This is a genomic window from Halomicrobium sp. HArcel3 (assembly GCF_058933135.1).
This window is the reverse complement of record NZ_JBZYDN010000004.1, coordinates 179,746-205,206: the sequence shown is the minus strand read 5'-3', so window position 1 is coordinate 205,206 and position 25,461 is coordinate 179,746. Positions and strand designations below refer to the sequence as shown.

The window sequence follows — 25,461 nt, the reverse complement described above, 5'->3', positions numbered from 1 at the left end:
ATTTGCCAGCAAGAACCTCTTTTGGATATCCGCCGAAGTCTCGAACATGCCCCAGATATCCGCACAGGGCGTCGAAGCGGGCGACGAGTACTACCACGTCACGTACCGCGACCCCGACGACTTCGACGAGATACGGACGCCCGACTGGGCGGCGAACGTCGCCGGATCGGTCGTGGAGGGCGGCGAGGTCCGTACCGGCGACGAGCACGGTAACGAGGACTGGACCGCTCAGAGCGTGCTGATCCCGATAGACGGCGTCGCCGACGAAGACGAGGCCAGGGACAAAGCCGACCAGATCATCGAGAAGATGGAGTCCTGAATCGGCCGATCACTGAACGCCGGTCACGTCAGTCACCGTCCCGACGCCTTTCGACCGCCCTTCCCGGAAGACGAACCGCTGGCCCTCCTCGACGAGGTAGGGTCGGAACTTGAACCGGACGCGGGTGTAGCCCGAGTCGCCGGGGAGGAGCTGACCGCCGTCGGGATAGAACTGGGCGGCCTCGCTGACAGTCTCGAGGTGAACCACGGGCTCGTACCCGTCGCCGATGCGGGTCGGGTGGTTGAGGACCATCACCTCCGCCTCGAACTCCCGGACGGGGTCGGGGTCGGCGTCTCTCGGCAGGAGCACCATTCCCCGTTCGACGTCGGCCTCCTGGACGCCCTTCAACGCGATGCCGACGATGCGACCCGAGCGGGCCTCGTCGACGCGGTGGTAGTGCATCTCGATGGATCTGACGGTCACCTCGCGGAAGGCGCCGTCCTGCATCGGGCCCAGCAGGAGTTCGTCGCCGGCCTCGACGGTGCCGGACTTGATGGTGCCGGAGGCGACGGCGCCGACGCCCTGGACGTTGTAGCTCCGGTCGACGTACATCCTGAACTCGCCGTCCTCGCCGGCGACCTTGGGGAGGCGCTCGAACAGCTCGTCGAGCTGGTCCATCCCGTCCATCGTGACGGCGCTGGTGGTGACGACTGGCACCACCGTCTCGGATATCTCCTCGACGGCGACGTCGACGCCGTGACGGTCGACCCGCAGGGGCGTCTTTTCGGCCTCCCGGAGCGCCGCCTCGACCTCGCGTTCGACCTCGGCGACCCGCTGGTCGCTCACCAGGTCGGTCTTGGTGATGGCGACGATGGTCGGGAGGTCGGTGGCGAGCAGGATGCCGAGGTGCTCGCGCGTGGTCTGGGTCGGCCCGTCGTCGGCCGCGACGGTGAGCAGCCCGTAGTCGAGCTTCTGGCCGACGAGGCCCCGGATTGTGGTCCGGAGCCAGGGCTCGTGGCCGACGGTGTCGACGAAGCTCACGAGGCGGTCGGCCTCCTCGACGACCTGCGCGCGGTCGGTCTTCCGGTCGGGGTTGTCCATCCTGACGGGGCCGTCCTCGTCGAAGCCGTAGACGCCGTAGGACAGGTCCGCCGAGAGACCGCGTTCGACCTCGTGGGGCTGGACGTCGAGGAAGGAGCGAGTGCCGCCCTCCCCGTCGTCGGCCGTGCCGGTGACGAGCGTGCCGACGAGCGTGCTCTTCCCGTGGTCGACGTGGCCGGCGGTGCCGACGACGATGTGGTCGTCGTCCTCGAGGACGGCGCCCTCCCTGATCGTGGCGACGCCGACGATGCCGCGGTCGGCGTCCGCCGTCGAGTCGTCGGCCACGGGGTGGTCGGCGTCGCGCACGTCGTTGATGCCCCAGGTCTGGACCTCCTCGATGTGCGCACCGGCCTCGTCGGCGATCAGCGAGAGGACGTCCATCGACTCCGAGAATTCCTCGGGTGGGATGCCCGCGAGGCCGCCGGCGTCGGTGACGCCGACGACGTAGGTCGCCTCGCCCTCGCCGGAGAGGACCCGGTGGCGAAGCTGGGCAGCGAGGCTCTCCAGGCGACCGTCTGCGAGGTGGAGGTCTTCGGTGAGCCGCTCCTTGAACTCGACGCTCCCGCCCTCCTGCTCGCCGCGCTCCAGGGCGCGGTCGAGGACGGCCCGGTCAGGGCTCATGGGGGTGGGTACCGTGGCGCGCAATAAAAACCTTCCCCGGTCGTGTGACGGAATCGCAGGATAGCGGTTCGTACCCGCCGCGAGTGCACCTGATAGAGAAGGGTGGAACTGTATGTTCGGGTTCGATAAATATAAGGATTAGACGAATCTAATTCCGAGTATGGATGACACCGAACCCCACGAGAACGAACCGGCCCCCGGTCGGATGACCCGCGTCCCGCCGGGCAGGAGGCATCGACGATGGGATCGATAGATTACGGCGCCGCGCGAGACGTGACCGAAACGCTCGAATCGCGGCTTGTCGACGGGTTAGCAGGCGATGGAGGGGCGAGCCGACGGTCCGTGCTCGGTGGCCTCGCTGGCGTGGGTGCGCTCGGTATCGCTGGCAGCCGGTCTGTCGGGGCCAGCGACGACCACGACGAGGAAGGCGGCCACGGCAACTTCGGGGCGCGAGGGGAGTTCGCTGACTCGGCGTTCGATCCCCACGAGTTCCTCACGACCTACAACACCGGATTCGACGGCCAGGACGACCTCCAGCAACGGGTGTTCGAACGCGACGGCCGCCGCGTCCGCGAGTTCGAGATAACGGCGGTCGACACGACCATCGAAATCGCACCCGGCGTCGAGTTCGAGGCCTGGGCGTTCCAGGGGCAGGTTCCCGGCCCGACCCTGCGCGTGACGGAGGGCGATATCGTCCGTGTCACGTTCACGAACGCCGGCCGACACGGCCACACCATCCACCCGCACGTCAAGAACGTCGCCCCGGAGATGGACGGTATCCCGCAGAACGGGCCGGGCGTCCTGGAACAGGGCGAATCCTACACCTACGAATGGGAGGCCCAGCCTGCGGGCGTCCACCTCTACCACTGCCACTCGCTACCGCTCAAGGCGCACATCCACCGGGGGCTCTACGGGGCGATGATCGTCGACCCCGACCCCGAACGCGTGCGGGAACGACCAGCGGAGTACGCGCCGGACCACCCGAGCCAGATCACCGACGAGATGGTCGAGGACCTGGTCGAGACGGCGAAGACGCGCAACCACGAGTACCCGGAGAACGACGAGGTCCAGGAACTCGTGATGGTGATGAACGGCTTCGACACCAACTTCGACGGCGAGAACGAGGTGTACGCGGCCAACACCCGGGCGTTCGCTTACGGGGTCGGCCAGACGAACGGGAGAGGAGAGTGGAAGGCCGGCGAGACCAAGCGACCGATCCAGGTCGACAAGAACCGGCCGGTGCGGGTGTACCTCGTCAACACCATCGAGTTCGACCCCATCAACTCCTTCCATACCCACTCACAGTTCTTCGACTACTACGACCACGGGACGACGCTGCGGCCGACGCACCAGACCGTCGACACGGTCATGCAGTGCCAGGCCCAGCGCGGCATCATCGAGCTCGACTACTCGGACCACGACCCGGGGCTGTACATGTTCCACGCCCACCAGTCGGAGTTCGCCGAACTCGGCTGGATGAGCTTCTTCGAGGTGGTCTGAATGGCGAGTGAATCACCCACCGTCGACGAGAGCACCGGTTCGTTACCGCTCGGTCTTCCGGCGTGGCTCGGTGCAGCAATCCCGATAGTCCTGCTCGTCGTCCTCGTCGGCGGCGTGGTCCTCGTCCAGCCCTTCGCTGGCGTGGAGACCGGCGAGCCGTTACCCGACGTCACCGTCACGCACGCGACGCTCCCGAACGACGGGACGATCGCACTCCACGTCGTCAACAACGGACCGAAGTCGGTGACGATCCAGCAGGTCCTCGTCGACGACGCCTACTGGCAGTATCAGGTCGACGACGGGTCCCCATCGGCCCGGACGCTCGGCGCGATGGAGTCCGCGACGATCCGGATCCCGTACCACTGGAACCCGGGCTGGGACGTCGACACCGCGCTCGTTCTGAGCGACGGGGCCACCGTCCACCACACGATCGTCGCGCCGAGCCAGTCGCCGGGGATCACCGTTTCCCTCCTGGGGACGCTCGCGCTCGTCGGCCTGTTCGTCGGCGTGATACCGGTCGCGCTGGGGATGCTCTGGTACCCCTTCATGCGCGAACTCGACGACCGGTGGCTCCACGCGGTGCTCGCGCTGGCCGGTGGCGTGCTCGCCTTCCTCGCCTTCGACGCGGGCTTCGAGGCGCTGGAAGTCGCCCGGGAGGTCCCCACTGCCTTCGAAGGGGAGCTGGTGGTGGTCCTCGGCGTTCTGGGGACGCTCCTGCTGGTTCAGACCGTCTCGGAGCACTACAGCGGCGGTGACCACCTCAGCCCCCTCGGGCTCGGCTACCTCGTCGCCCTCTCCATCGGCCTCCACAACCTCGCCGAGGGACTGGCCATCGGGAGCGCCGTCGCCCTCGGCCGCGTCTCTCTCGGTGCGTTTCTGGTGATCGGGTTCATGGTCCACAACGTCACCGAGGGACCGGCGGTCGTCGCGCCGATGGCTCGCGAGAAACGGCCCCGACTCCGGCACTTCGCCGCAATGGGGCTACTGGCCGGGGCTCCGGTCATCCTGGGGGGATGGATCGGGAGCTTCGCCTTCACCCCGACGCTCGGCGCCCTGTTCCTCGCCGTCGGCGTGGGTGCGATCCTCCAGGTAGAGTGGGAGATGGCGTCGATGATCCGCCGCCAGGGTCGGCTCGCGACGGCGACCAACCTCGCGGGCTTCCTCGTCGGCCTCGTCGTCATGTACGTCACCGACCTGCTCGTCAGTCTGTGAGGGATCCGTTTCGTCGCCCGTAGCTCGGCGGCGAACGCTCACTCGTCGAAGTACACCCGGATAGCTTCCAGAAAGCCGTCGGCGTAGGCGGCGTCGGTCTGCCAGTCTGCGGCGGCTTTCGCGGTGTCGTCGGCGTTCGCCACCGCGACTGCCTCCCCGGCGAGTTCGAACGTCGGCGCGTCGTTCTCCGAGTCGCCGACGGCGAGGAACGCCTCGGGCGACAGGTCGAGTTCGTCGGCGACGATTTCGAGGCCGGTTCCCTTGTCGACGTCGGGCGCCTTCACGTGGTAGGCGAAACCGGTGTCGACGACGACCAGCCCGTATTCCGTCGCGAGTTCCTGCAGGGGTTCCAGCGGCTGGTCGCGGCTGACCGCGAGTTCCGTCTCGCGCCAGCGATTGGCGAAGTCGAGCGGGCCCCAGCCCAGGTCGTGGCCCCGTTCGCGGTACGCGTCGGCGACAGCCGCCGCTGCCTCTGGCTCCCCTGCCATGGTCAGCGCGTCAGTCTGGCCGACGAACACGACACCGCCGTTCTCGGCGATAACGCACAGTTCGATGCCGAGGAAATCACAGAGGGCGATTGGGAACGGGAACGCCTTGCCCGTCGCGACGACGACCGGTGCTGTCCACTCGCGCAACACTGGGAACACACGCGGGTCGACGGCGCGGTCCGGGCCGGTGAGCGTCCCGTCGACGTCGACGACCAGCGGCGGTACGTCGTTCATGGACTCGCTCGCGCGCGTGTCACTATCCGCGTTGCGGTCGCCGGCTCTGGTCATTGCGTCGCCCCGCGCAGGAGAATCAGTCTGTCAACCGCTCGTAGGCCGCGGTGACCTCCTTGAACGCCTCCTCGTCGCCGCCGTCGGCGTCCGGGTGGACCTGTTTGACCTTCTCGCGGTAGGCCCGCTTGACCGAGGACTCGTCGGCACCGGGGTCCAGCCCGAGCGTCTGGTAGGCCTCCGCCGCGGTCGGGCCGCTGTTCGCGTTCGGCACCCGTTGGCGCTGTCGGCTTCCACGTCGCTGCTGGCGCTGACGCTGGCCGCGAGGGCCCGCCTGTCGCTGGCCAGACCGGCCCGAGTGCGTGGCGCGTTGCCGGCGCGTGTTTCCAGCGGCCGCCGCTTCCCGGGCCGTGGCGCCGTCTCTGGGCGGCGTCCACTCCTCGCGCGGACCGGCGCCGGCGTCGCCCTGGCCCCGGCGGTCGGTCCGCCGGCGCCGGCGGCCACCGCGCTCGGCGTTCACGGCGGCCTGCCGCTCGACGGTCCGGTAGACCCGCGCCGCCAGCCGGCCGCTCGAGTGGAAGTAGACGAGGTACGTCGCGGCGCCGAAGGTGAGCGCGACGAACAGGATGGGGGGCTCGAAGAGGAGCCCCAGCACCGTCATCACGACGGTGATACCACCCAGCACCCCCGCGAGCCCCGTAACGAGACGGTCGTACTGCACAGGGGCGCTTCGCACGGGAGGACTGTAAGCCTCTCGCAAGACACCGCGCGGGTGAAGCGACGGGGACGACAGCAGGTTCAAACCGCTTGACGTGCTACGTAGTGACATGAGTGTCTCGGGCCTGTGTGAGATCTGTGAGCAACGGGACGTCGCCCACACCTGCGACCGCTGTGGCAAACTCGTCTGCGAGCGCCACTGGGACGAGAGCCACGGCGTCTGCGTCGAGTGTGCCGTCCAGATGGGCGAGCGCGACCCCGACACGCTAGACCCCGACGACCTGCCGGACGGCGTCGACACCTACGAGTTCTAGCGGCGGACGGACCGGGCCGGCGAACGCGTTCGACTACCGGAACTCGTTGAGCCGCCGCTTGAGTCGCTTCGCCGCGCGACCCGCCGCGCCGAAGTACTCCTCCTCCGGCGGCTCGCCGCCGCGAGCGCCGTTCTCACCGGCGAAGATGATCCCACGAGAGGAGTTGACCAGGCCGACGCCGTCGGCGAGGCCGAACTCGACGGCGGCCTCCGCGTCGCCGCCCTGGGCACCGACGCCGGGGACGAGGAAGGGAATGTCGGGCACGATTTCCCGTATCTCTTCGAGTTCGTCGGGGTTCGTCGCGCCGACGACGAGGCCGACGTTGCCGTACTCGTTCCAGCCGGCGGCCAGCCCCGCGACGCGCTCGTACAGCGTCCCGCCGTCGTCGAGTTCGAGGTCCTGCAGGTCCGCACCGCCAGGGTTCGAGGTGCGACAGAGCACGAACACGCCCTTGCCCGTGCGCTGGAGGAAAGGCGCGAGCGAGTCCTGGCCCATGTAGGGGTTCGCGGTGATGGCGTCGGCCATATCGAGAATCTCCGCGTACTGGCGGGCGGTGTTGCCGATGTCGCCCCGCTTCGCGTCGAGGAGGACGGGCACGTCCTTCCCGTGGGCGTACGCGATAGTCTCCTCCAGGGCTCGCCAGCCGTCAGCGTCCTCGTAGAACGCCGCGTTGGGTTTGTAACAGGCCGCGTGCTCGTGCGTCGCGTCGATGATACGGCGGTTGAACGACCAGCGCGGGAGGTCCGCGTCGGCGACGCTCGGCGGGAGTCGGTCCGGATCGGGGTCGAGGCCGACCGAGACGACGCTGTCGACCGCCTCGATCCGCTCGCCCAGTCGCTCGAAGAAGTGCATAGCGTTGGTCGGGTCGCCGACCGACACAAGCCTTTCTCATCGACGCGGCCGAGGCGACACAGGTCCGTCCTGACCGTCTCACTTGAGAATCAATCCTGATATGAATACCGCGCCCAGTCACTGGAACGGCACCAGTTCATCGAGAGTCGTTCCGCCTCCCCCGAGATCGAACGATAATAACTGGCCCGGAGAGTATATGTTTCTGGGTATCAACGGCGATAGTATGGCCCGTTCGCTCGACGTCGGACACGTCGCGGAGACGCTGCCCGACCTGAACACCTTCCTCGCCGACCCGCGGCTCCGACCCATCGGACTGGTCGGCGGGTCCTCGCTCGTCGTCGTCGGCGTACTGCTACAGATTTCCCCGTGGAACACTTTCTGGTCGTCCGTCGTCGCCGGCGTCCTCGTCTTCGTCGGGGTCCCGCTGTTCTGCGTCGGCCTGGCAGCGCCGGAACCGGAGAAACCCGACGGTCTGTTTACCCTCGGTATCGAGCTCACGCCGGACCAGCGACGCGCCGTCGCCACTGGGTCGCTGCTCGTCCTCGTCTCCCCCATCACCGTGGCGACGCTCGGTCCGCTGTTCGACTTCGCGGCCGGCGTCTGGCTCACGGCGGCGCTCCTGGCACTGACCGGTTCGGTGCTCATCCTCACGGGGTTCGTAGCGTGGACGTCCCGTCAGCTCGGGGAATCGGCGCCGTCGCGGTAGCATCGGGATCCGGTCGAGGTTTTATCCGGACTGCTCGTCCAGCACGTCGACCAGCAGGTCGACGGTCCGTTTGACGGCCGCCCCGTACTCGACGTGAATGCGGAGGTGGTCCTCGCTGTTCGTCGAAAGGGAGAGTCCGTCGGTGGTCGTCCCCCCGACTTCGAATTCATCTGCCGCCCCATCGCCGACCGAGAGGTCCACGCGTGCGGTCTCCTCGTGGACGAACACCGACCCGACGCGCTGGCCGTCCAGAACGATATCGTAGGCGAAGCTCCCCTCGGGGGACGGTTCGGCGTCCGGGTCTGCGTCGTCGACGCCGAGGCGCGCGACGGGGCCCGTCGAGAGCCCGGTCAGTTCGGACGCGAGCAACTGGGCGATCCGTTTGCCGTCGGTGATCCGGTCCTCGACCATCAGAGGTCACCTCGCGCGCGCTCGGCGAACTCCGCCACGTCGACGCCGCGTCGCCGGGCGTAGACGACCGCCGCGGCCTCCAGCGTCACGCCGAGCGTACTCTGGAGGCGGTTGATCTCCGCCACCGCCTCCTGTTTCTCGATTCCCGTCTCGACGACGGCGTCGAGCACGCGCTCGAACGTCGAGCGCTCCCGCAGGACGTCCTCCTTGGGGACGAAGCCCTCCGGAATCTGCACCTCGTCGGCCGCGAACTCGACCACGAGTTCGTCGTCGTCGCGTTCCAGCAGCCCCTCGCTCGCCGCGACGTCGACGAGGCGCTTGGCCTGGTCGGGCGAGAACCAGTCCCGGTCCAGCGACAGCGCCACCACGAACTCGCTTTCCCCCATGCGGTCGCTGCCCCGCGTCCGGAACGGCGCGGCGACAGCGGTGCGCAAACTCATCGACTGTGGGTGGTTCCGGGCCCGGCATGAGGATTTCGACTAGGATACGTTCGTGTCTCTACAGTGTGAGTTCGACGAGTCGTGGACGGCACTGGAGTTCCGACCGCGAACGACGATGCACCTACAACCGCAAACACCCAGAAAGCCCCCGGACGCTGAACGGCTGCGGACCACCCTGCGCGCGGCCTTCGGCCGTGCTTGGGGGTCCTCGCTCGCTCAGCGCCCGGCCCCTTTCAGTCCCGCCCGCCTGGTTTGCTACATCGGGCGGGACTGAAAGGGGCGGCTGTCTGCGCGAACCCCGGCGAAGTAAGCACGGGAACGGAGTGAGCGCGCGTGGTTCGAGAGAGCGAAGCTCTCTCGTCATCACGAAAATCTCCGATTTTCGGACGACAGCGAGCCGCGGGAGCGCAGACAGCCGGGGCTTTCTGGGTGTTTGCGGTATCGTGAGCATCGTTCTCGAGAACCGTACAGGTCCCACGTGATCGGACTCGCATCGAACGGTTCAAGTATCGCCTGGCCAATTCACACGCATATGAAAGACCACGGACGCTCGACGCGGAAGCGAACAGGTGGGCGACTGCGACCGTTCCGAAAGAAGAAGAAGTACGAACTCGGCAACGAGTCCACCGAGACCCAGGTCGGCGAACAGAAGCTGAAGGTCGTCGACACGCAGGGGAACACGACCAAGTTCCGCGCCGTCACAACCGACGTCGCGAGCGTCGCCGACGGCGGCGAGGTCGTCGAGGCCACCATCGACAACGTCGCGGAGAACCCCTCGAACCCCAACTACGCGCGACGAAACATCATCACCAAGGGCGCAGTGCTGGAGACGAGCGAAGGTCGCGCCCGCGTGACCTCGCGACCGGGCCAGGACGGGCAGGTCAACGCCGTCGCGGTCGAATAGAGCGAGACGCTTTCTCTGCGGTTTTCGAGATTGGCGAGCGATAGCGCCGGCGCGGTCGAGATTCGGTCCGCCGATCAGTTCGACCGATCGACAGTTCCACAACCACTTTGGCCCACGGACTGGCAGTTCCGGGCTCTCATGACCGAATCGCTTGGTCCCCTGGCCCGGACGCTCTCGCTACCGTACTACGAAGACGCCCTCCCTGCACACGACCGGTTCCACGCGAAGCGAGTGCGTGACCTGGCGTTGCGCCTGGCCGAGGAGTACGAACAGACCGTGGAAACGGACGTGCTCTCGGCGGCGGCCTGGCTCCACGACATCGGTCGGCCGCGCGAGCGAACCGGCGAGGTCGACGACCACGGCGAGTGGGCTGCCGTCGAAGCGGCGGACCTGCTCGAAACCGAGGGAGTGGCGACCGACCAGATCGAGGCGGTCCAGCACTGCCTCCGCTCGCACAGCATCCGCGCCAGTTCGCCGGAGCCGACGACGCCAGAGGCCGAGTTGCTGTTCGACGCTGACAAGCTGGACGCCAGCGGGGCCACCGGAATCGTTCGACTGGCCTGTATCGTCGGCGAGCGGTCGGGGAGAACGGGAGAGGCGTACGCCGCGATCGACGACGCGTCGGTTCACGGCGTGGAGACGACGGACCGGCTGGACGTCTCGATCCTCCGCGAGTGGACCACCGAACGGCTGGAAGCGCTGTACACGGAACCGGGACGACGGCTCGGGAAGGACCGACGCCAGTTTATGGACGACTTCTTCGCCCGGTTCGAGCGCGAAATCGGCGCGGGTGCGGAACGGTAACGGTCCGTCGCGTGGACGATCCGGTGGCCGCTCAGGGACTGGGCGCGGCCTGCTGGAGGGCGCTCTCGGCGATGTTGCCGCCGTAGTCGGCGGTCCGGGAGAGCGAGTCGACGACGAGGCCGAGCACCTGCGCGCTCTGGGGGTCCGACTCGCGGACCTCCTTGTCCACCTCACGGGCGGTGTCGTCGAGGTCGCGGATGCTCCGTCGGGCCTCGTTGGCGAGTTCGACGGCCTCGTCGGAGTCCTCGGCCAGGAGCGCGTCCATCGCGGTCTCGGGGACGTACACCGCCTCCTCGCGGAGTTCCCGGAGGAGGCTGGCCGTCTCGCCGGTGATCTCGTCGAGTTCGAGGGCGAGGTTCGCTACCTTCGTCGCGTGGTCGGCGATGCGTTCGAGCTGGCGGGCGCTGGACTGGTAGTCGAAGACGGTCTCTCTGGGGAAGCCGATCTCGTTGGCGGCCGTCGGGTTCCGGAGAACCGTCCGGAACACGCGCGAGACCATGTACCAGAGGCGGTCGACGTCGTCGTCGCGCTGGATGACGTCGTTGGCGAGTTCGTCGTCGTCCTCGATGAGCGCCTCGACGGCGTCGTCGAGCATCGTGAGCGCGACCAGGCGCATGCGCGTGATGGCGTTGTGGACCGACAGCTCCGAGGAGTCGAGCAGGTCCTGGAGGACGACGTGGTCGGCGGTCTCCTCGATGACCTCCAGGCCGACGAGTCCCTGGGTCGCGTCCCTGATAACGCGGCGTTGCGTCGGCGTGATCCGCGTGGTTTCGAGCCTGATGACGTCGAAGCCGCTGACGTACATCGTCATCACGGCGCGGGTAAGTTCGTGTTCCTCCTCCAGGCCCGCGATGTCGAGGGTCCCCTCGACGTGGTCGTCGTCACTGCGAGGCGAGAGCAACAGCAGGTCCGCCTCGTCGTGGAACTCGACGATGCTCCCGGCGCTGACGTCGTTCTCCGTCGCCCACTCCTTCGGCAGGGAGACGGTGTACGTCGAACCACCCGTCACCTGGACCTTGCGGGTCTCCATGTCGAAGTGTGACGCTCAAAACACCATAAATCATTCTAAATCTATATACATTACTTCACTCTCGGTATCGACCGTGTAGCCGGCCACGCATAGACGAGAACCGGTACGGAAATTGGGCACAGCCGGTCTTCCCTGTGGAAAAAGTGATCCGTACGCTCAAGGTGTGCACAGACCTCGCATCTACTCGTTCCAGTGGCAGCAGCCAGTACGGACGGAGCAATACCGGAGGGTGCTCATCTGTCACAAACGTTTGTCTATATAGACTTTGTATCTATCCATAGAATTCATAGTAGAGTATTTACTTACCCGAAAGTACCGATCGGACGATGACACAGGACGAGACCGACGCGCTGTCGCGCCGTTCGTTTATCGCCGGTGCCGGGGCCGCTGGCGCCGTGGCAATCGCCGGGTGTACGGAGCAGGCCGACTCCGGCGGAGAGAACGCCAACGGTGACGGTAACGGCGGCTCGACGGGCGGCGGGTCGGGGAACGGACAGCTCTCCGGGAATATCTCCATCTCGGGATCCAGTACCGTCTATCCGCTGGCGGAAGCGGTGGCGGAGGACTTCATGGAGCAACACGGCGACGTCCAGATCAGCGTCCAGTCCACGGGTTCGGGTGGCGGGTTCAGCAACTTCTTCTGTACCGGCGACACCCAGTTCAACAACGCATCGCGGCCGATCAAGGAGTCCGAAGAGGGACTCTGTGAGGAAAACGGCGTCGAGTGGCACGAAGTGAAAGTCGCCACGGACGCACTCACCGTCATCGTCAACAACGAGAACGACTGGATCGATTGCGCGACGCCGGAACAGCTCGAACAGATCTGGGGCCCGGACGCCGCGACCAAGTGGAGCGACGTCAACTCCGACTGGCCGGACGAGAACATCGAGCGCTACGGTCCCGCCGACACTTCCGGTACCTTTGACTACTTCAGCGAGGAGATTATGGGGGAAGCCGGCGCTCACACGAGCGACTACCAGCCGACGGAGAAGGACAACATCATCGTCCAGGGCGTCACCGGCAGCAAGTACGCCATCGGCTACTTCGGCTTCTCGTTCTACTACAACAACCCCGACCAGGTCACGGCCCTCGCCATCGACAACGGCGACGGCTGCGTCGAACCGTCGCTGGAGACGGCGAAGAGCGGGGAGTACGCGCCGCTATCGCGGCCGCTGTTCACCTATCCCGCGAAGTCGGCCCTCCAGGAGGAACACGTCGCGGAGTTCGCCCGGTACTTCGTCGAACGGAGCGCCGACGAGAAACTCGTCGCCGAAACTGTCGGGTACGTCCCGAACAGCCAGGAGGAGATGCAGACGCAACTCGACCAGCTCAACGAGTTCATCGGTTCGAGCGAATAGCCCGACGCCGCGCGGTTCAGCTCACACTATGTACCCGCTACGTAACGAACCCGAGCCATTTTTCAAACAGTGCGTGAAAGACCCATCAAGATGAGTGACGAGGCGCAAACGCCGGACCTGTCGGGCGGCCGGGGATTCCAGACCGTCCGCGAACGCCTCTATCACGCGCTCTTTTTCGTCTGCGCGCTCCTCTCCGTCCTGACCACGCTCGCGATCGTCATCGCACTCCTGACCGAAGCACTGGGCTTCTTCGCCGAGGTGCCGGTTCTCGACTTCCTCACGGGAACGCGCTGGAGTCCGACCATCCGACCGGTCGAGTACGGCGTGCTCCCGCTCGTGTTCGGGACGGTGATGGTCACGCTCGGGGCCGCGGCGCTCGCGCTCCCGGTCGGCCTCCTGACGGCCATCTACCTCTCCGAGTACGCCAGCCCGCGCGTGCGGTCGATACTCAAACCCGCGCTCGAAGTGCTGGCCGGCATCCCCACCGTCGTCTACGGGTTTCTCGGTCTCGTCTATCTGACCCCCGCCCTCTCCGTTATCTTCCCCTCTATCTCGACGTTCAACATTCTCTCCGGGTCGATCATCGTCGGCATCATGATCATCCCCATGGTCTCCTCCATCAGCGAGGACGCGATGAGTTCCGTGCCCGACTCGCTTCGCAACGCGAGTTACGGGCTCGGGGCCACGAAGTTCGAGGTCTCCACGACCGTCGTGGTTCCCTCCGCCGTCTCGGGCATCGTCTCCTCGTTCATCCTCGCCATCTCGCGGGCTATCGGCGAGACGATGGCCGTCGTCATCATCGTCGGGGCAAAGGCGAACCTGCCGGAGACCAGTTCAATCGGCGGGCTTCCATTCGTCTCACCGACGTCCCTGTTCGACCAGTTCCTCGAACCGGGGATGACGATGACCGTCGCCATCGTCAACCTCGCGGTGGGCGACATCGCGACCCAGTCGCTGGCCTACCAGAGCCTCTTCGCCATCGGACTGACGCTGTTCGCCATCACCCTGATCATGAACCTCATCAGCGACCTCGTCGCACAGCGCTACAGGGAGGAGTACTGAGATGGCTACCGACACCACGACGGACGACGGGTTCGGACAGGTCAGCCGGGTCAAGGGCGTCGTCTTCGAGTACCTCACGCTGGCCGCGTCGCTGCTCGGCATCGTCTCGCTGGCCATCCTGCTCTCCTACGTCAGCTACGACGCGTTCGGCCTCGACGCGGCCGCCCCCGCCTGGTACGTCGTCTTCCTGCTCACGATGGTCGCCCCCTCGGCCGGATTCCTCTGGTACGTCCGCGACCGGTCGACGGTGCGTTCGTCGATCAGCGGTGTCCTGTCGGTGATACTCGGTGGGACGCTCGTCGCGCTGGCGCTCGTCGTCGTCCTCTCGATTATCGTCGGCCCGGACGTGTGGTTCGCCCACTCGCTGTTCATCCTCGGCCCGACGCTCGCGCTACTGGGCTACGCCCGATACGTCGACGACTCCGCGGTCTGGGCCGGGACGGCCGCCGGCGTGTGGCTGTTCGTCGGTGCCGTCCTGACGGCGATCGACGACCTGCTGCTCGTGTTCGGCCAGCAACTGGCGAGTCCGTTCGACCTCGTCACGATGCCCGAAGAACTCCTCCTCCAGGCCGCGATCCTGCTGGGGACGCCGGGGGTCTACTTCCTCACGGTCCTCGTCCCCGCCGTCGTCCTCGCGGACAGGTACGTCGCGTCGCGGTCGAACGACCGCCGGGGCCACTCGCTCGCCGTCGCCCTCGTCCTGGGCACGTTCGCCGCGGTCCCCCTCGTCGACACCGTTCCGGCCGTCTCGCGAGGGTCCTGGCTCCTGGTCGTCGTCGGATTTCTCACCCCCCTCGGCGTCTACGTCGCCCTCAACGCTGCCGACTCGGACAGCCGACTCGGGCTCGCATTCCCGCTCGTCGTCCTCGCCGGCCTGTTCGCCGGCAGGTTCGTCGTCGACGTCCTCGGGGTAGCCCGGCCCGAGCCCTGGTTCGACTGGCAGCTCCTGACGAGTTCTGCCTCGGCGACGCCGGCCGACGCGGGCCTCTACCCCGCCATAATCGGGTCGGTGTTCATCATCGTGCTCGTGGCCGTGTTCACCGTGGTCTTCGGGGTCGGCGCCGCGGTCTTCCTCGAGGAGTACGCCTCTTCGAGCGGACCGGTCGGCAAGGTGACCCGCTTCATCCAGGTGAACATCTCGAACCTCGCCGGCGTCCCGTCGGTCGTCTACGGACTGCTCGGCCTCGCCCTGTTCCTGCGGCTGCTGGGGATGGGGGCCGGGACGGTCATCGTCGCCGCGCTGACGCTATCGCTGCTCATCCTCCCAATCGTCATCATCTCTGCCCAGGAGGCGATCCGGTCGGTACCGGACGACATGCGCCAGGCGGGCTACGGCATGGGGGCGACGCGGTGGCAGGTCATCAAGACGGTCGTCCTGCCGGAGGCCCTGCCGGGCATCCTGACGGGGACGATACTTGCGCTCGGCCGGGCTATCGGCGAGACCGCGCCGCTGATCCTGATCGGCATCGCGAGTTTCGTCACCTGGGCGCCCGACGGCGTCTTCAGCCGGGTGACGGCGATGCCCATGCAGATATACGGCTGGGCGTTCTACCCGGACCCCGGCTTCCGGCACGGCGTCGTCCCGGCCGGCGTCATCACGCTGCTGGCGGTGTTGCTCGCCATGAACTCGGTCGCGATTTTCGTGCGCAACCGCTACGAACGGAGTACATAAACCCATGTCCAAGGACGTGACCCAAGACCCCGAGACGGACAGCGAGAAACTGATTTCGACCGACGTGTCCACCGACGACGCCGACGGCGACGTCCCGGACGAGAGTCAGGTCCGCACCGTCATCGAATCGCAGGATCTGGACGTCTTCTACGGCGACACGCAGGCCCTCCAGTCGATCGACCTCGAAATTCCGGCCCGGCAGGTCACCGCGATGATCGGTCCCTCCGGCTGTGGCAAGTCGACGTTCCTGCGCTGTATCAACCGCATGAACGACCTCATCGACATCGCCCGCGTCGAAGGGGAGTTACTGTTCGAGGGGAAGAACGTCTACGACGACGACGTCGACCCGGTCGCGCTCCGCCGGCGCATCGGCATGGTGTTCCAGCACCCCAACCCCTTCCCCAAGTCCATCTACGACAACGTCGCCTACGGGCTGAAGATCCAGGACAAGACCGAGAACCTCGACCAGAAGGTCGAACAGGCCCTCAAGCGGGCGGCGCTGTGGGACGAGGTGAAAGACCGGCTCGACGAGTCCGCCCTCGACCTCTCCGGCGGGCAACAGCAGCGACTCTGCATCGCCCGCGCCATCGCCGTCGACCCGGAGGTCATCCTGATGGACGAACCCGCGTCCGCGCTCGACCCCATCGCCACCTCGCAGATCGAAGACCTCATCGAGGAACTCGCCGAGGAGTTCACCGTCGTCATCGTCACGCACAACATGCAGCAGGCCGCGCGCATCTCGGACAAGACGGCCGTGTTCCTCACCGGTGGCGAACTCGTCGAGTTCGGGAACACGAACGAGATCTTCGAGAACCCCGAGAGCGAGCGCGTCGAGGACTACATCACCGGCAAGTTCGGCTAGCGACGCCCGGCGACGGGACAGGTTTCTGCGACGGCTGACCCGTGTTTCCGATAGCTCAGTTTTTGTGACCAGTCGACCACCGATCAGATCGTTGCCGCGAATCGGCACGTTCGTCACGAATAATACGACGATCGTCGTATCGAATTTGATAAATGGCCCGGAACGCATAATGGAGCGGTGTAGAGATAGCCAGACGTATGCCGACCGAAACAATCGAGCAAACTGACGAGTACACGGCAGAGATCGACGGCAAGCACGGGATTCCCCTCTTCACGTACAACAAGTACGTGTCGGGAGAGGACCTTCGAGCGGTCGCCCGAAGATGGGCCGAAATCATCGAGGAAGAGAACGCCGAACGGTATCTCGTCAACACCGAAGAGATCGCCGCACACAACGACGATGACAAGCAGTGGCTCGGAAAGACGTGGGTTCCGAACCTGATCGACCAGGGAGTCCGGGCGGGAGCCGGCGTCTACGCGGATTCGGTCATCTCCAAGGGCGATATGGAACGGATCGAAGAGAAGCTGAACTCGATCGATCCAGCCTACGAGTACCGCACGTTCGGCTCGCAATCGAAGGCAGTCGAGTGGCTGGCCGAGCAGTAGCCGTCCCTGCGGTATCGGCCCGAACGACACGGACGCGGTTGCAGTACCGTTTTCGAAGCGGTTTCACGACGGGGGATGAACCAGTTCGTAACTCCGGAGAAGGTATGACCGTCGAGAACGATCGGTTCGACGGTAACGGGAGTCACGTTCGAGGCGAAGTTCATGATTTCGACTGACTACGACGCCATCGTCTTCGACAACGACGGGGTACTGATCGAGCCGACCGACCGCGAGCGGCTGTACGAGGCCGTCCACCGGAGCTTCGAGCACTTCGACGTCGTCGCCGAGGAGGCACTCGTCCGGCGGGCCGTGGAGGAGGACGACCTGCCCTTCGACGACGTGCGGGAGACGCACGGGCTTGATCCGGACAAGTGGTGGCGTCGGCGCGAGGCGGCCGCCGTCGCGATCCAGCGCGAGGAGATCCGGGCGGGGTCGAAGGCCCTCTACGACGACGTCGCGGCACTCGGCGAACTGGACCACACGCTGGCCATCGTCAGCAACAACCAGCACGAGACGATCGAGTTCATCGTCGACCACCACGGACTCGACGCACAGTTCGAGACGTACTACGGCCGGGACCCGACGGTCGAGGGCGCGAAACGGAAGAAGCCGGACCCGCACTACATCGACCGAGCGCTGGCGGAACTGGCAACGACCGACGCGCTGTACGTCGGCGACAGCGAAAAGGACCTCGTCGCCGCTGAGCGCGCCGGGATCGACTCGGCGTTCCTCCGGCGCGAGCACCGCCGCGACCTGACCCTCTCCGTCGAGCCGACGCACGAGTTCGCCGACCTCCGGGGGCTCGTCGACGCGGTGGCGAGCGCCCGTGCGGCCGGGGAGTAATAGAGGGGAAACTTGGGGCCAGGGAAAGGCTGATACGCCCGTCAGCCGCACTTCAGGTATGCCACGCGAATCGTACCAGGACAAGCTAGACGACCTCAGAGAGGACGTCCTCTACATGTCCGAAGTCGTCCTCGAACGGCTCCGCCTGGGGCTGGACGCCCTCGAACAGAAAGACGAGGCCCTCGCCCAGGAAGTCATCGAGGGCGACCACGAGGTCAACCAGATGTACCTCGAACTCGAACAGGACTGCATCGACCTGCTGGCCCTCCAGCAACCCGTCGCGAGCGACCTGCGCTTCATCGCGGCGTCGTTCAAGATCATCACCGACCTCGAACGCATCGCCGACCTGGCGACCAACCTCGGCGACTACTCGCTGGAGGCCGAGGAGGACGTCTTCCCGGAGGTCGACATCCAGACCGTCGCCGACGTCACCATCGAGATGGTCGAGGCCGCGATGGACGGGTACGCGAACCAGGACGCCGAAACCTGTTACCAGATCTCCGAGACCGACGACGAGGTCGACGCGCTCTGCGAGAGGGCCTCCGAGGCCGTCGTCCGGGACCTCATCGAGCGGGAGGTCACCGACGAGGCCACCGAGGAGGAGGTCGAGCGACTGATGGGCGACGTCTCCAGGTTGCTCCTGACGATCCGCGACCTCGAACGGGTCGGCGACCACGCCGTCAACATCGCCGCCCGGACCCTCTACATGGTCGAGAACGACGCGGACCTCATCTACTGACCGCCGCCGATTCGGCTACCGCCGCGCTCGACGGCCACCGTTTCTGCCAAACACCTCGCCGACGTGCCGCCCCGCTCCAGGTCACGCGCGCGTCCGGGGCCCATTTTATTAGGGCGCGGCGCGAGTACGTGGTAATAGATGGACGACGACCCGGTCGTGGAGACGGGATTCACCAGCCGGACGCCGGTGGAACCGCCACAGTCATTCGTCGAGCAGGCCAACGTGGACGAGTCGGACGTCGCCGCGTTCGACGCTTCCTGGCCCGAGTGCTGGCGACGCGCCGCGGACCTGCTCGACTGGGAGACGCCCGCCGAAGCGGTCCTCGACCGGACGGGAGAGCGCGTCAGCTGGTTCCCCGACGGACGGATCAACGCCGCGTACAACTGCGTCGACCGGCACCTCGCGGAGCGCAAGAACCAGGCAGCGATCAAGTGGGTCGGCAAGCGCGGCGAGACGCGGACGTACACCTATCTCGACCTCTACCACGAGGTCAACGAGTTCGCCGCGGCGCTCCGGTCGCTCGGCATCGAGGAGGACGACGTCGTCACGCTGTACATGCCCGCCATCCCGGAGCTTCCGGTCGCGATGCTGGCCTGTGCGCGCATCGGTGCGCCGCACAACGTCGTGTTCGCGGGCTTCTCCGCCCAGGCGCTGGCCGAGCGGATGGACCGGGCCGGCTCCGAACTGCTGGTCACCTGCGACGGCTACTATCGGCGGGGGAACGCCGTCCACCAGAAGAACAAGGCCGACAACGCCCGCATCATGGCGTCCCAGGAGGTCAGCGACATCGTCGTCGTCGACCGTCTCGGCGACGAGGAGGTCCACCTCGGCGACGGCTACCACGACTACGACGAACTCGTCGCCGATCACCACGGCGCGGAAGTCGACCCCGTCACGCGCGAGGCGGACGACGAACTGTTCGTCATCTACACCTCCGGGACGACGGGTCAGCCAGCTGGGATCAGACACACCACTGGCGGCTACCTGGCACACGCGGCCTGGACCAGTCACGCCGTCCTCGACCTGAAGCCCGACGACACCTACTGGTGTTCGGCCGACATCGGCTGGATCACGGGCCACACCTACCTCGTCTACGGGCCGCTCGCGCTCGGGACGACGACGATGCTGTACGAGGGCGTCCCCGACCACCCCGAGAAGGACCGGGTGTGGGAACTGATCGAGCGCAACGCCGTCGACGTCTTCTACACCGCGCCGACGGCCATCCGGGCGTTCATCAAGTGGGGGGCCGACCATCCGGACTCCCACGACCTGTCCTCGCTGCGCCTGCTCGGGACCGTCGGCGAACCGATCAACGCCGACGCCTGGTGGTGGTACTACGAGCACGTCGGGAACGGCGAGTGTCCCATCGTCGACACCTGGTGGCAGACCGAGACGGGGTCGATCCTCGTCTCGACGGTGCCCGGCGTCGACGAGATGAAACCCGGCAGTGCCGGTCCGCCGCTGCCGGGCATCGACGCCACGGTCGTCGACGAGACCGGTGAGTCCGTCGCGCCGGAGACCGGCGGCTACCTGACGGTCACGAAACCCTGGCCCGGGATGCCGCTGGACCTCGCCGCCGACGGGGCGCCGGACGACGAGGACTGGCGGTACGTCACCGAGGACGCGGCGCGCATCGACGACGACGGCTACGTGACCGTGCTGGGCCGCATCGACGACACGGTCACCGTCCAGGGCCACCGCCTCGGGACGATGGAACTCGAGAGCGCCATCGCCGACGTCGAGGGGGTTGCCGAGGCTGCCATCGTCGACGTCCAGACCCCGGGAGGAGGGAGCACCGTCCACGCCTTCGTCAGCACCGACGAGGGTCACCAGGGCGTCGAGGGGCTGCGAGAACGGATCGCCGCGAACGTCGAGCGGACTATCGGCTCCTTCGCCACGCCGGGCGTCGTCGTGTTCACGCCCGAACTCCCGAAGACCCGCTCGGGGAAACTCCTCCGGCGACTCCTGAAGGACATCGCCAGCGGCCAGGAGCTCGGGGACACGAGCGCCCTGCGGAACCCGGAGATCGTCGGCGAGATCGAATCTGCCCTCGACGGCGAGTGACAACCGACCGGCGTCGACCGCGCGCTGCCCCCCGCGTCGGCCGCGGGAATGGGCGACCGAACTCATTTCGCCGAGTTGCATTCTGGCGAAACTAATGTCCCGCCCCAGCGTCACACAGCGTCCGTACTCCAGTCATATTTGCCCTCTACAGACACACTGCGCCGAATGACTTATTTCGCAGTACCGTGTTTGTGCGAAACAGACTCATGGGGACGGCCAGAACTGACGTCGCCGGCGGGGACGGCGTTACGGTGGGCGAGGAGGACTACCGCGCTATCCGGCGGTGTGCGGAGACGTATCGCGAGTCCCTGTTCGTCCGCCTCTGCGGGGAGGTCGGACTTCGCCCGGCCGAAATCTGTCGCGTCACGCCGGCGTCGTTCTCACGGCGGTCGACACGGAACGCGCGCCACCACCTCCTCGCGCTGTCGGACGAGGAGGGCGACGAGCGGACCGCGTACGTGCCAGCTGACGTCCGCTCGGCGGTGGAGCGGTACGTCAACGAACACGGCATTGGCGAGGACGAGCCCGTCTTCGACCTGACGGCGCGGCGCGTCCAGATGATCGTCTCCGAGGTGTCCGACCGGGCCGCCGAAGCCGCTGACGACCCCCGACTGGGAGCGGTTTCTTCGCGCGAACTCCGGCGGTACTACGGCCGCCGCCTCCTCCACGGGGAGGGCGTCGACCCGTGCGTAGTCATGGCGGTCGGCGGCTGGGACCACCTGGACGGCCTCCTGCAGGACACCGGCTCCGTCGACGCGAGCGACGTCCTCGGCGCGCTGGAGGGGACCGACCTCGCGAACGGCGCCGGCGGCTGGGCGGGATGCGACGTCGAACGCGCCGTCGACCAGGCCGGGTTCGGTGTACTGGTCACGGACCCCGACGGCAGGATACAGTACGTCAACGACGGCTTCGCGGCGCTCACCGGACGCACGCTCGACGACCTTGTCGGGCGAGACGCGGCCGTCGCGTACGCCTCCGAGGACGAAGCGCGGACGCACGCGCACGTGAGCGACGACGATTCCTGGGTCAGCCTCGGCCGCGCCGACGGCGGGGAGGTTCGCGCCTTCCGGTCCTCGGCCGCGGTCGTGGACGACCGCGGCGCGCCGGTCGGCACGGTCACCGTGTTCGTCCGTCCCGATGGAAGCGCCGCTGGCGCCGTCGAAGCGTCCACCGAGCGGACGAACGGCCGACTGGCGGACGCCATCGCCAGCCTCCGGTCGGTCAACGAGGTGCTCCCCTCGGCCGCGGACAGGGGCGAGGCCGAACGCCGCGTCTGCGAGCGCCTGGCCGCCAACGACGCCTACCGCTTCGCACTCGTCACCGGCGCGAGCGGGGACCGCCACGTCGAGCCGCGCACCTGGGCCGGCGTGGACGACGACGTGGCGAGGGCGCTCGTCTCCGCGACCGCGCGCCTCGATGACCCGCCAGGACAGACCGCCATCGCCACGGACGAAGTCGTGGTACGCACCGACGTGCCCGAGGACGGGAACGGCCGGCTCGACGGGCTCAGGGACACTGTCGCCAGCGTCGCGTTCGTCCCGCTCACGTACGGCGAGACGACTCACGGTCTGCTGGTGCTCGGTAGCGAGGCGTCCGACGCCTTCGGGAGCGACGAGCGAGAGGTGCTGGCCGGCCTCGGCTGGCAGGTCGGGCAGGCGGTGACGGACATCGAGCGCAAGAAGCTCCTGCTGGCCGACAGCGTGCTCGAACTGGAGTTCCGGGTCCGCGACGAGGACGCCGTCCTGATCGACGCCTCCCGGCGGTTCGACGCCACCTTCGAACTCGAGGGGCTCGTCCCGGGCGAGGGCCAGTCGCTGCTGTACTTCGTGACGATGACGGGCGCCTCGCCCGACGAGGCGCTGACTTACGCCGCCGACGTCGCGGACGTCGAGAACGCCCGCCTGATCCGCGACTACGGAGAGGGGTACCTCCTGGAGTTCAGTATCGGCGGCGAGGAGCCGGCGACGACGCTCATCGAACTGGGCGGCCACGTCAACGAGTTCGTCATCGAAGACGGCGTCCAGCGCATCGAGGCGGAGTTCACGGCCAAGACCGACGTCAGGGCCGTCCTCAGCGGACTGGAATCGTCCTACCGCACGGCCGAGTTGCTGTCGAAACAGGAGGTCGAACGCTCCGTCCAGACTGCCGACGGGTTCCGTCGCTCGCTGGAGGACGACCTGACGGACAAACAGCAGTCGGTGCTCACCGCGGCCTACCACGCCGCCTACTTCGAGTGGCCCCGGGGGAGTACGGCCGAGGAACTGGCCGACTCCATCGGCGTCTCCTCGCCGACGCTCCACAACCACCTCCGGAAGGCCCAGCAGAAGCTACTGACGGCGTTCTTCGACGAGGCCGAGCGGTGATCCCGGCGCCCCCGGACCGCTACTGTAACGATCTTTTTGCTATTTAGACGATCATCTTAAGAGCGTCCTTCGACATGTTCCGCACGTTCTATGCCAACAGGTTACGCGACACGGGCCGCAGCAGACGTGGAGGGTGATCATCGGGCGACCGACCGGGTGGCCGTATCCGACGCGGGGACGGAGGCGGTCCGCCATGAGTGACGACGCGGACGTCGAGGCCGAGGCCGAACTGGAGGCCCGGCTGACCGAGCAGGAGTACTTCCGGCCGCCGACGCAGTTCGTCGGGCAGGCCAACGTCACCGACCCCTCCATCCACGAACGCTTCGAGGAGAACTATCCGGAGTGTTTCGAGGAGTACGCCGAACTCCTGGAGTGGGACGAGCACTGGGACGAGGTGCTCGACGACTCGAACCCGCCGTTCTACGAGTGGTTCACGGGCGGGAAGCTGAACGCCTCCTACAACTGCATCGACCGGCACCTCGACGAGCGCAAGAACCAGGCCGCCTTCATCTGGGAGGGGGCCGACGCCGAGGAGCGCGAGCACATCACGTACCAGGACCTGTACAACCGGGTCAACGAGATGGCCGCGGTGCTGAAAGAGGTGGGCGTCGAGGAGGACGACGTCGTCACCTGTCACCTCCCGATGTTGCCGTCCCTGCCGGTGACGATGCTCTCGTGTGCGCGCATCGGCGCGCCTCACTCCGAGGTGTTCGCCGGCTTCTCCGCGCAGGCGCTCGCGGACCGCATCGACAGCGCCGGGTCGGACGTCGTCGTCACCGTCGACGGCTACTACCGCCGCGGCGAGTTCCTGAACCACAAGGAGAAGTGCGACGAGGCCCTCGAACTGGCCGACTCGGACCCCGACACCGTGCTACTGTGGACGCGCCACGACGAACCGGCAGACGACGTCGAGATCGACAGTGACGACCCGTACGTGCTGGTCGACGAACTGCTGGAGAACAACGAGCGACGACGCGTCGAACCCGTCTCCCGAGACGCCGAGGACCCGCTGTTCCTCATGTACACGTCCGGGACGACTGGCCAGCCCAAGGGGTGCCAGCACCGCACGGGCGGGTACATGTCCTACGTCACCGCGACGTCGAAGAACGTCCTCGATATCAAGCCCGAGGACACCTACTGGTGTGCGGCCGACATCGGCTGGATCACGGGCCACAGCTACATCGTCTACGGGCCCCTGTCGCTGGGGACCACGAGCGTGATGTACGAGGACACGCCCGACCACCCGCACAAGGGCCGTATCTGGGAGATCGCCGAGCGCTACGACGTGGACATCTTCCACACGTCACCGACGGCGGTTCGGATGTTCATGAAGTGGGGCGAGCAACACGTCCAGGACTACGACTTCGACTTCCGGCACATGACGACCGTCGGGGAACCGATCCAGCCCGAAGCGTGGCTCTGGTACTACAAGTACATCGGCGACGAGGACGCCGTCATCGTCGACACCTGGTGGCAGACCGAGACGGGCGGGCACCTCATCACGAACCTGCCGGCTCTCGACGACATGAAGCCCGGCAGCGCCGGCAAGGCCCAGCCCGGCATCAGTCCGGCCATCTACGACGACGACGGCGAACCGATCGAACCGGCGTCCGGCCAGGCCGGCAACCTCGTCATCGAGGACCCCTGGCCCGGCATGCTCCAGACGGTGTACGGGAACGACGAGCGGTTCATCGAGGAGTACTGGCAGGACTTCTCCGACACCGACTCCGACGACCCCGAGGACTGGGTGTACAAGGCCGGCGACGGCGCCGTTCACGGCCAGGACGACTACTTCCGCGTGCTCGGACGGCTCGACGACGTGATGAACGTCGCGGGCCACCGCCTGGGAACGATGGAACTCGAGTCCGCCGTCGCCGAGGTCGAGGACGTCGCCGAAGCCGCCGTCGCCGCGCGCGAGGACGCCGAGAAGGGCGAAGTACCCGACGTCTACGTGGTCTTGCGTGACGGCGTCGAGGAGAGCGACGCGGTCCGCGGCCGCATCGTCGAGGCCGTCGAGGACGAGATCGGGAAGTTCGCCCGGCCGTCGAACGTCATCTTCTGTGACGACCTGCCCAAGACGCGCTCGGGCAAGATCATGCGCCGGCTGCTGGAGAACATCTCCAACGACGAGGAACTCGGAAACACCACGACGCTCCGGGATCCGAGCGTCCCCGAGGAGATCCGCGACCGGATGCGCGGGGACTGAGCCGCCTCCGTCGAGACCTTTATTCCGGTATATCGGCCACCGTACGCCGTATTTTCGCGACCCGTTCGTGTACGTTTGGAATAATTATACCCAACTATTA

Annotated in this window: 24 protein-coding genes; 17 read left to right on the top strand and 7 right to left on the bottom strand. The window is 66.8% G+C overall.

Going from position 1 to position 25,461, the window contains the following annotated elements:
• The first annotated feature begins 46 nt into the window (after positions 1-46).
• Positions 47-319, top strand: a complete 273-nt coding sequence (locus tag AC5FRV_RS12700) for a hypothetical protein (RefSeq protein WP_493561462.1) — start codon at positions 47-49, stop codon at positions 317-319.
• Positions 320-328: 9 nt separating this feature from the next.
• On the opposite strand, the gene AC5FRV_RS12695 is transcribed toward AC5FRV_RS12700, so the two are convergent.
• Positions 329-1,981: a GTPBP1 family GTP-binding protein gene (locus AC5FRV_RS12695; RefSeq protein ID WP_493561461.1), complete on the bottom strand. Its 1,653-nt coding sequence runs from the start codon at positions 1,979-1,981 to the stop codon at positions 329-331.
• A 240-nt stretch (positions 1,982-2,221) separates the two neighbouring features.
• Here AC5FRV_RS12695 and AC5FRV_RS12690 point away from each other — a divergent pair, with 240 nt between their 5' ends.
• The gene (locus AC5FRV_RS12690; protein ID WP_493561460.1) at positions 2,222-3,481 is read left to right on the top strand and encodes a multicopper oxidase domain-containing protein; all 1,260 of its coding nucleotides are present in this window, start codon (positions 2,222-2,224) and stop codon (positions 3,479-3,481) included.
• On the top strand, positions 3,482-4,693 hold the full coding sequence (locus AC5FRV_RS12685) for a ZIP family metal transporter (protein ID WP_493561459.1): 1,212 nt from the start codon (positions 3,482-3,484) through the stop codon (positions 4,691-4,693).
• A 38-nt stretch (positions 4,694-4,731) separates the two neighbouring features.
• Here AC5FRV_RS12685 and AC5FRV_RS12680 read toward each other — a convergent pair whose 3' ends face one another.
• The gene (locus AC5FRV_RS12680) at positions 4,732-5,415 is read right to left on the bottom strand and encodes a phosphoglycolate phosphatase (protein WP_493561615.1); all 684 of its coding nucleotides are present in this window, start codon (positions 5,413-5,415) and stop codon (positions 4,732-4,734) included.
• Positions 5,416-5,491: 76 nt separating this feature from the next.
• Positions 5,492-6,130, bottom strand: a complete 639-nt coding sequence (locus AC5FRV_RS12675; RefSeq protein WP_493561458.1) for a J domain-containing protein — start codon at positions 6,128-6,130, stop codon at positions 5,492-5,494.
• A gap of 106 nt (positions 6,131-6,236) precedes the next feature.
• Between AC5FRV_RS12675 and AC5FRV_RS12670 the strand changes: the two genes are divergently transcribed.
• Positions 6,237-6,440, top strand: a complete 204-nt coding sequence (locus AC5FRV_RS12670) for a hypothetical protein (protein ID WP_493561457.1) — start codon at positions 6,237-6,239, stop codon at positions 6,438-6,440.
• A 33-nt stretch (positions 6,441-6,473) separates the two neighbouring features.
• Here AC5FRV_RS12670 and pyrF read toward each other — a convergent pair whose 3' ends face one another.
• Positions 6,474-7,292: an orotidine-5'-phosphate decarboxylase gene (gene pyrF / locus AC5FRV_RS12665; RefSeq protein ID WP_493561456.1), complete on the bottom strand. Its 819-nt coding sequence runs from the start codon at positions 7,290-7,292 to the stop codon at positions 6,474-6,476.
• 223 nt (positions 7,293-7,515) lie between these two features.
• Between pyrF and AC5FRV_RS12660 the strand changes: the two genes are divergently transcribed.
• Positions 7,516-7,998 carry a hypothetical protein gene (locus tag AC5FRV_RS12660; protein ID WP_493561455.1) on the top strand — a complete coding sequence of 161 codons (483 nt, stop codon included), beginning with the start codon at positions 7,516-7,518 and terminating at the stop codon, positions 7,996-7,998.
• Positions 7,999-8,019: 21 nt separating this feature from the next.
• Here AC5FRV_RS12660 and AC5FRV_RS12655 read toward each other — a convergent pair whose 3' ends face one another.
• Positions 8,020-8,409, bottom strand: a complete 390-nt coding sequence (locus tag AC5FRV_RS12655; protein WP_493561454.1) for a DUF7993 family protein — start codon at positions 8,407-8,409, stop codon at positions 8,020-8,022.
• Complete coding sequence (locus tag AC5FRV_RS12650) at positions 8,409-8,849, bottom strand: DUF2240 family protein (protein WP_493561453.1); 441 nt, start codon at positions 8,847-8,849, stop codon at positions 8,409-8,411. The genes AC5FRV_RS12655 and AC5FRV_RS12650 overlap by 1 nt, the downstream gene beginning before the upstream one ends.
• A 532-nt stretch (positions 8,850-9,381) precedes the next feature.
• On the opposite strand from AC5FRV_RS12650, the gene AC5FRV_RS12645 reads away from it, so the two are divergent.
• Both AC5FRV_RS12645 and AC5FRV_RS12640 read left to right on the top strand, forming a co-directional pair.
• Positions 9,382-9,753 (top strand): 30S ribosomal protein S8e, encoded by a 372-nt coding sequence (locus AC5FRV_RS12645; protein WP_089815089.1) that lies wholly within the window; start codon positions 9,382-9,384, stop codon positions 9,751-9,753.
• Between the two features lie 138 nt (positions 9,754-9,891).
• The gene (locus AC5FRV_RS12640) at positions 9,892-10,557 is read left to right on the top strand and encodes an HD domain-containing protein (protein WP_493561452.1); all 666 of its coding nucleotides are present in this window, start codon (positions 9,892-9,894) and stop codon (positions 10,555-10,557) included.
• 31 nt (positions 10,558-10,588) lie between these two features.
• On the opposite strand, the gene AC5FRV_RS12635 is transcribed toward AC5FRV_RS12640, so the two are convergent.
• Positions 10,589-11,587, bottom strand: a complete 999-nt coding sequence (locus AC5FRV_RS12635) for a PhoU domain-containing protein (RefSeq protein WP_493561451.1) — start codon at positions 11,585-11,587, stop codon at positions 10,589-10,591.
• 326 nt (positions 11,588-11,913) lie between these two features.
• Here AC5FRV_RS12635 and AC5FRV_RS12630 point away from each other — a divergent pair, with 326 nt between their 5' ends.
• The 10 genes from AC5FRV_RS12630 to acs (AC5FRV_RS12585) all read left to right on the top strand — a co-directional run bounded on the left by AC5FRV_RS12630 (position 11,914) and on the right by acs (AC5FRV_RS12585) (position 25,361).
• A complete protein-coding gene (locus tag AC5FRV_RS12630; RefSeq protein WP_493561450.1) occupies positions 11,914-12,945 on the top strand; it encodes a PstS family phosphate ABC transporter substrate-binding protein in 1,032 nt (343 codons plus the stop codon).
• A gap of 90 nt (positions 12,946-13,035) precedes the next feature.
• Positions 13,036-14,007 carry a phosphate ABC transporter permease subunit PstC gene (pstC, locus tag AC5FRV_RS12625; RefSeq protein ID WP_493561449.1) on the top strand — a complete coding sequence of 324 codons (972 nt, stop codon included), beginning with the start codon at positions 13,036-13,038 and terminating at the stop codon, positions 14,005-14,007.
• A gap of 1 nt (position 14,008) precedes the next feature.
• Positions 14,009-15,679 (top strand): phosphate ABC transporter permease PstA, encoded by a 1,671-nt coding sequence (gene pstA, locus AC5FRV_RS12620; RefSeq protein WP_493561448.1) that lies wholly within the window; start codon positions 14,009-14,011, stop codon positions 15,677-15,679.
• A gap of 4 nt (positions 15,680-15,683) precedes the next feature.
• Entirely contained in the window at positions 15,684-16,541 is an 858-nt protein-coding gene (gene pstB, locus AC5FRV_RS12615; RefSeq protein WP_493561447.1) for a phosphate ABC transporter ATP-binding protein PstB, read from the top strand.
• 197 nt (positions 16,542-16,738) lie between these two features.
• Positions 16,739-17,146 (top strand): hypothetical protein, encoded by a 408-nt coding sequence (locus AC5FRV_RS12610; RefSeq protein WP_493561446.1) that lies wholly within the window; start codon positions 16,739-16,741, stop codon positions 17,144-17,146.
• Positions 17,147-17,308: 162 nt separating this feature from the next.
• On the top strand, positions 17,309-17,989 hold the full coding sequence (locus AC5FRV_RS12605) for an HAD family hydrolase (RefSeq protein WP_493561445.1): 681 nt from the start codon (positions 17,309-17,311) through the stop codon (positions 17,987-17,989).
• 58 nt (positions 17,990-18,047) lie between these two features.
• Positions 18,048-18,728, top strand: coding sequence for a phosphate signaling complex protein PhoU (gene phoU / locus AC5FRV_RS12600; protein WP_493561444.1), 681 nt, complete (start codon positions 18,048-18,050; stop codon positions 18,726-18,728).
• 138 nt (positions 18,729-18,866) lie between these two features.
• Entirely contained in the window at positions 18,867-20,792 is a 1,926-nt protein-coding gene (gene acs / locus AC5FRV_RS12595) for an acetate--CoA ligase (protein WP_493561443.1), read from the top strand.
• Positions 20,793-20,983: 191 nt separating this feature from the next.
• Complete coding sequence (locus AC5FRV_RS12590) at positions 20,984-23,155, top strand: bacterio-opsin activator domain-containing protein (protein WP_493561442.1); 2,172 nt, start codon at positions 20,984-20,986, stop codon at positions 23,153-23,155.
• A 193-nt stretch (positions 23,156-23,348) separates the two neighbouring features.
• Entirely contained in the window at positions 23,349-25,361 is a 2,013-nt protein-coding gene (gene acs, locus AC5FRV_RS12585) for an acetate--CoA ligase (RefSeq protein WP_493561441.1), read from the top strand.
• Positions 25,362-25,461: the final 100 nt, after the last annotated feature.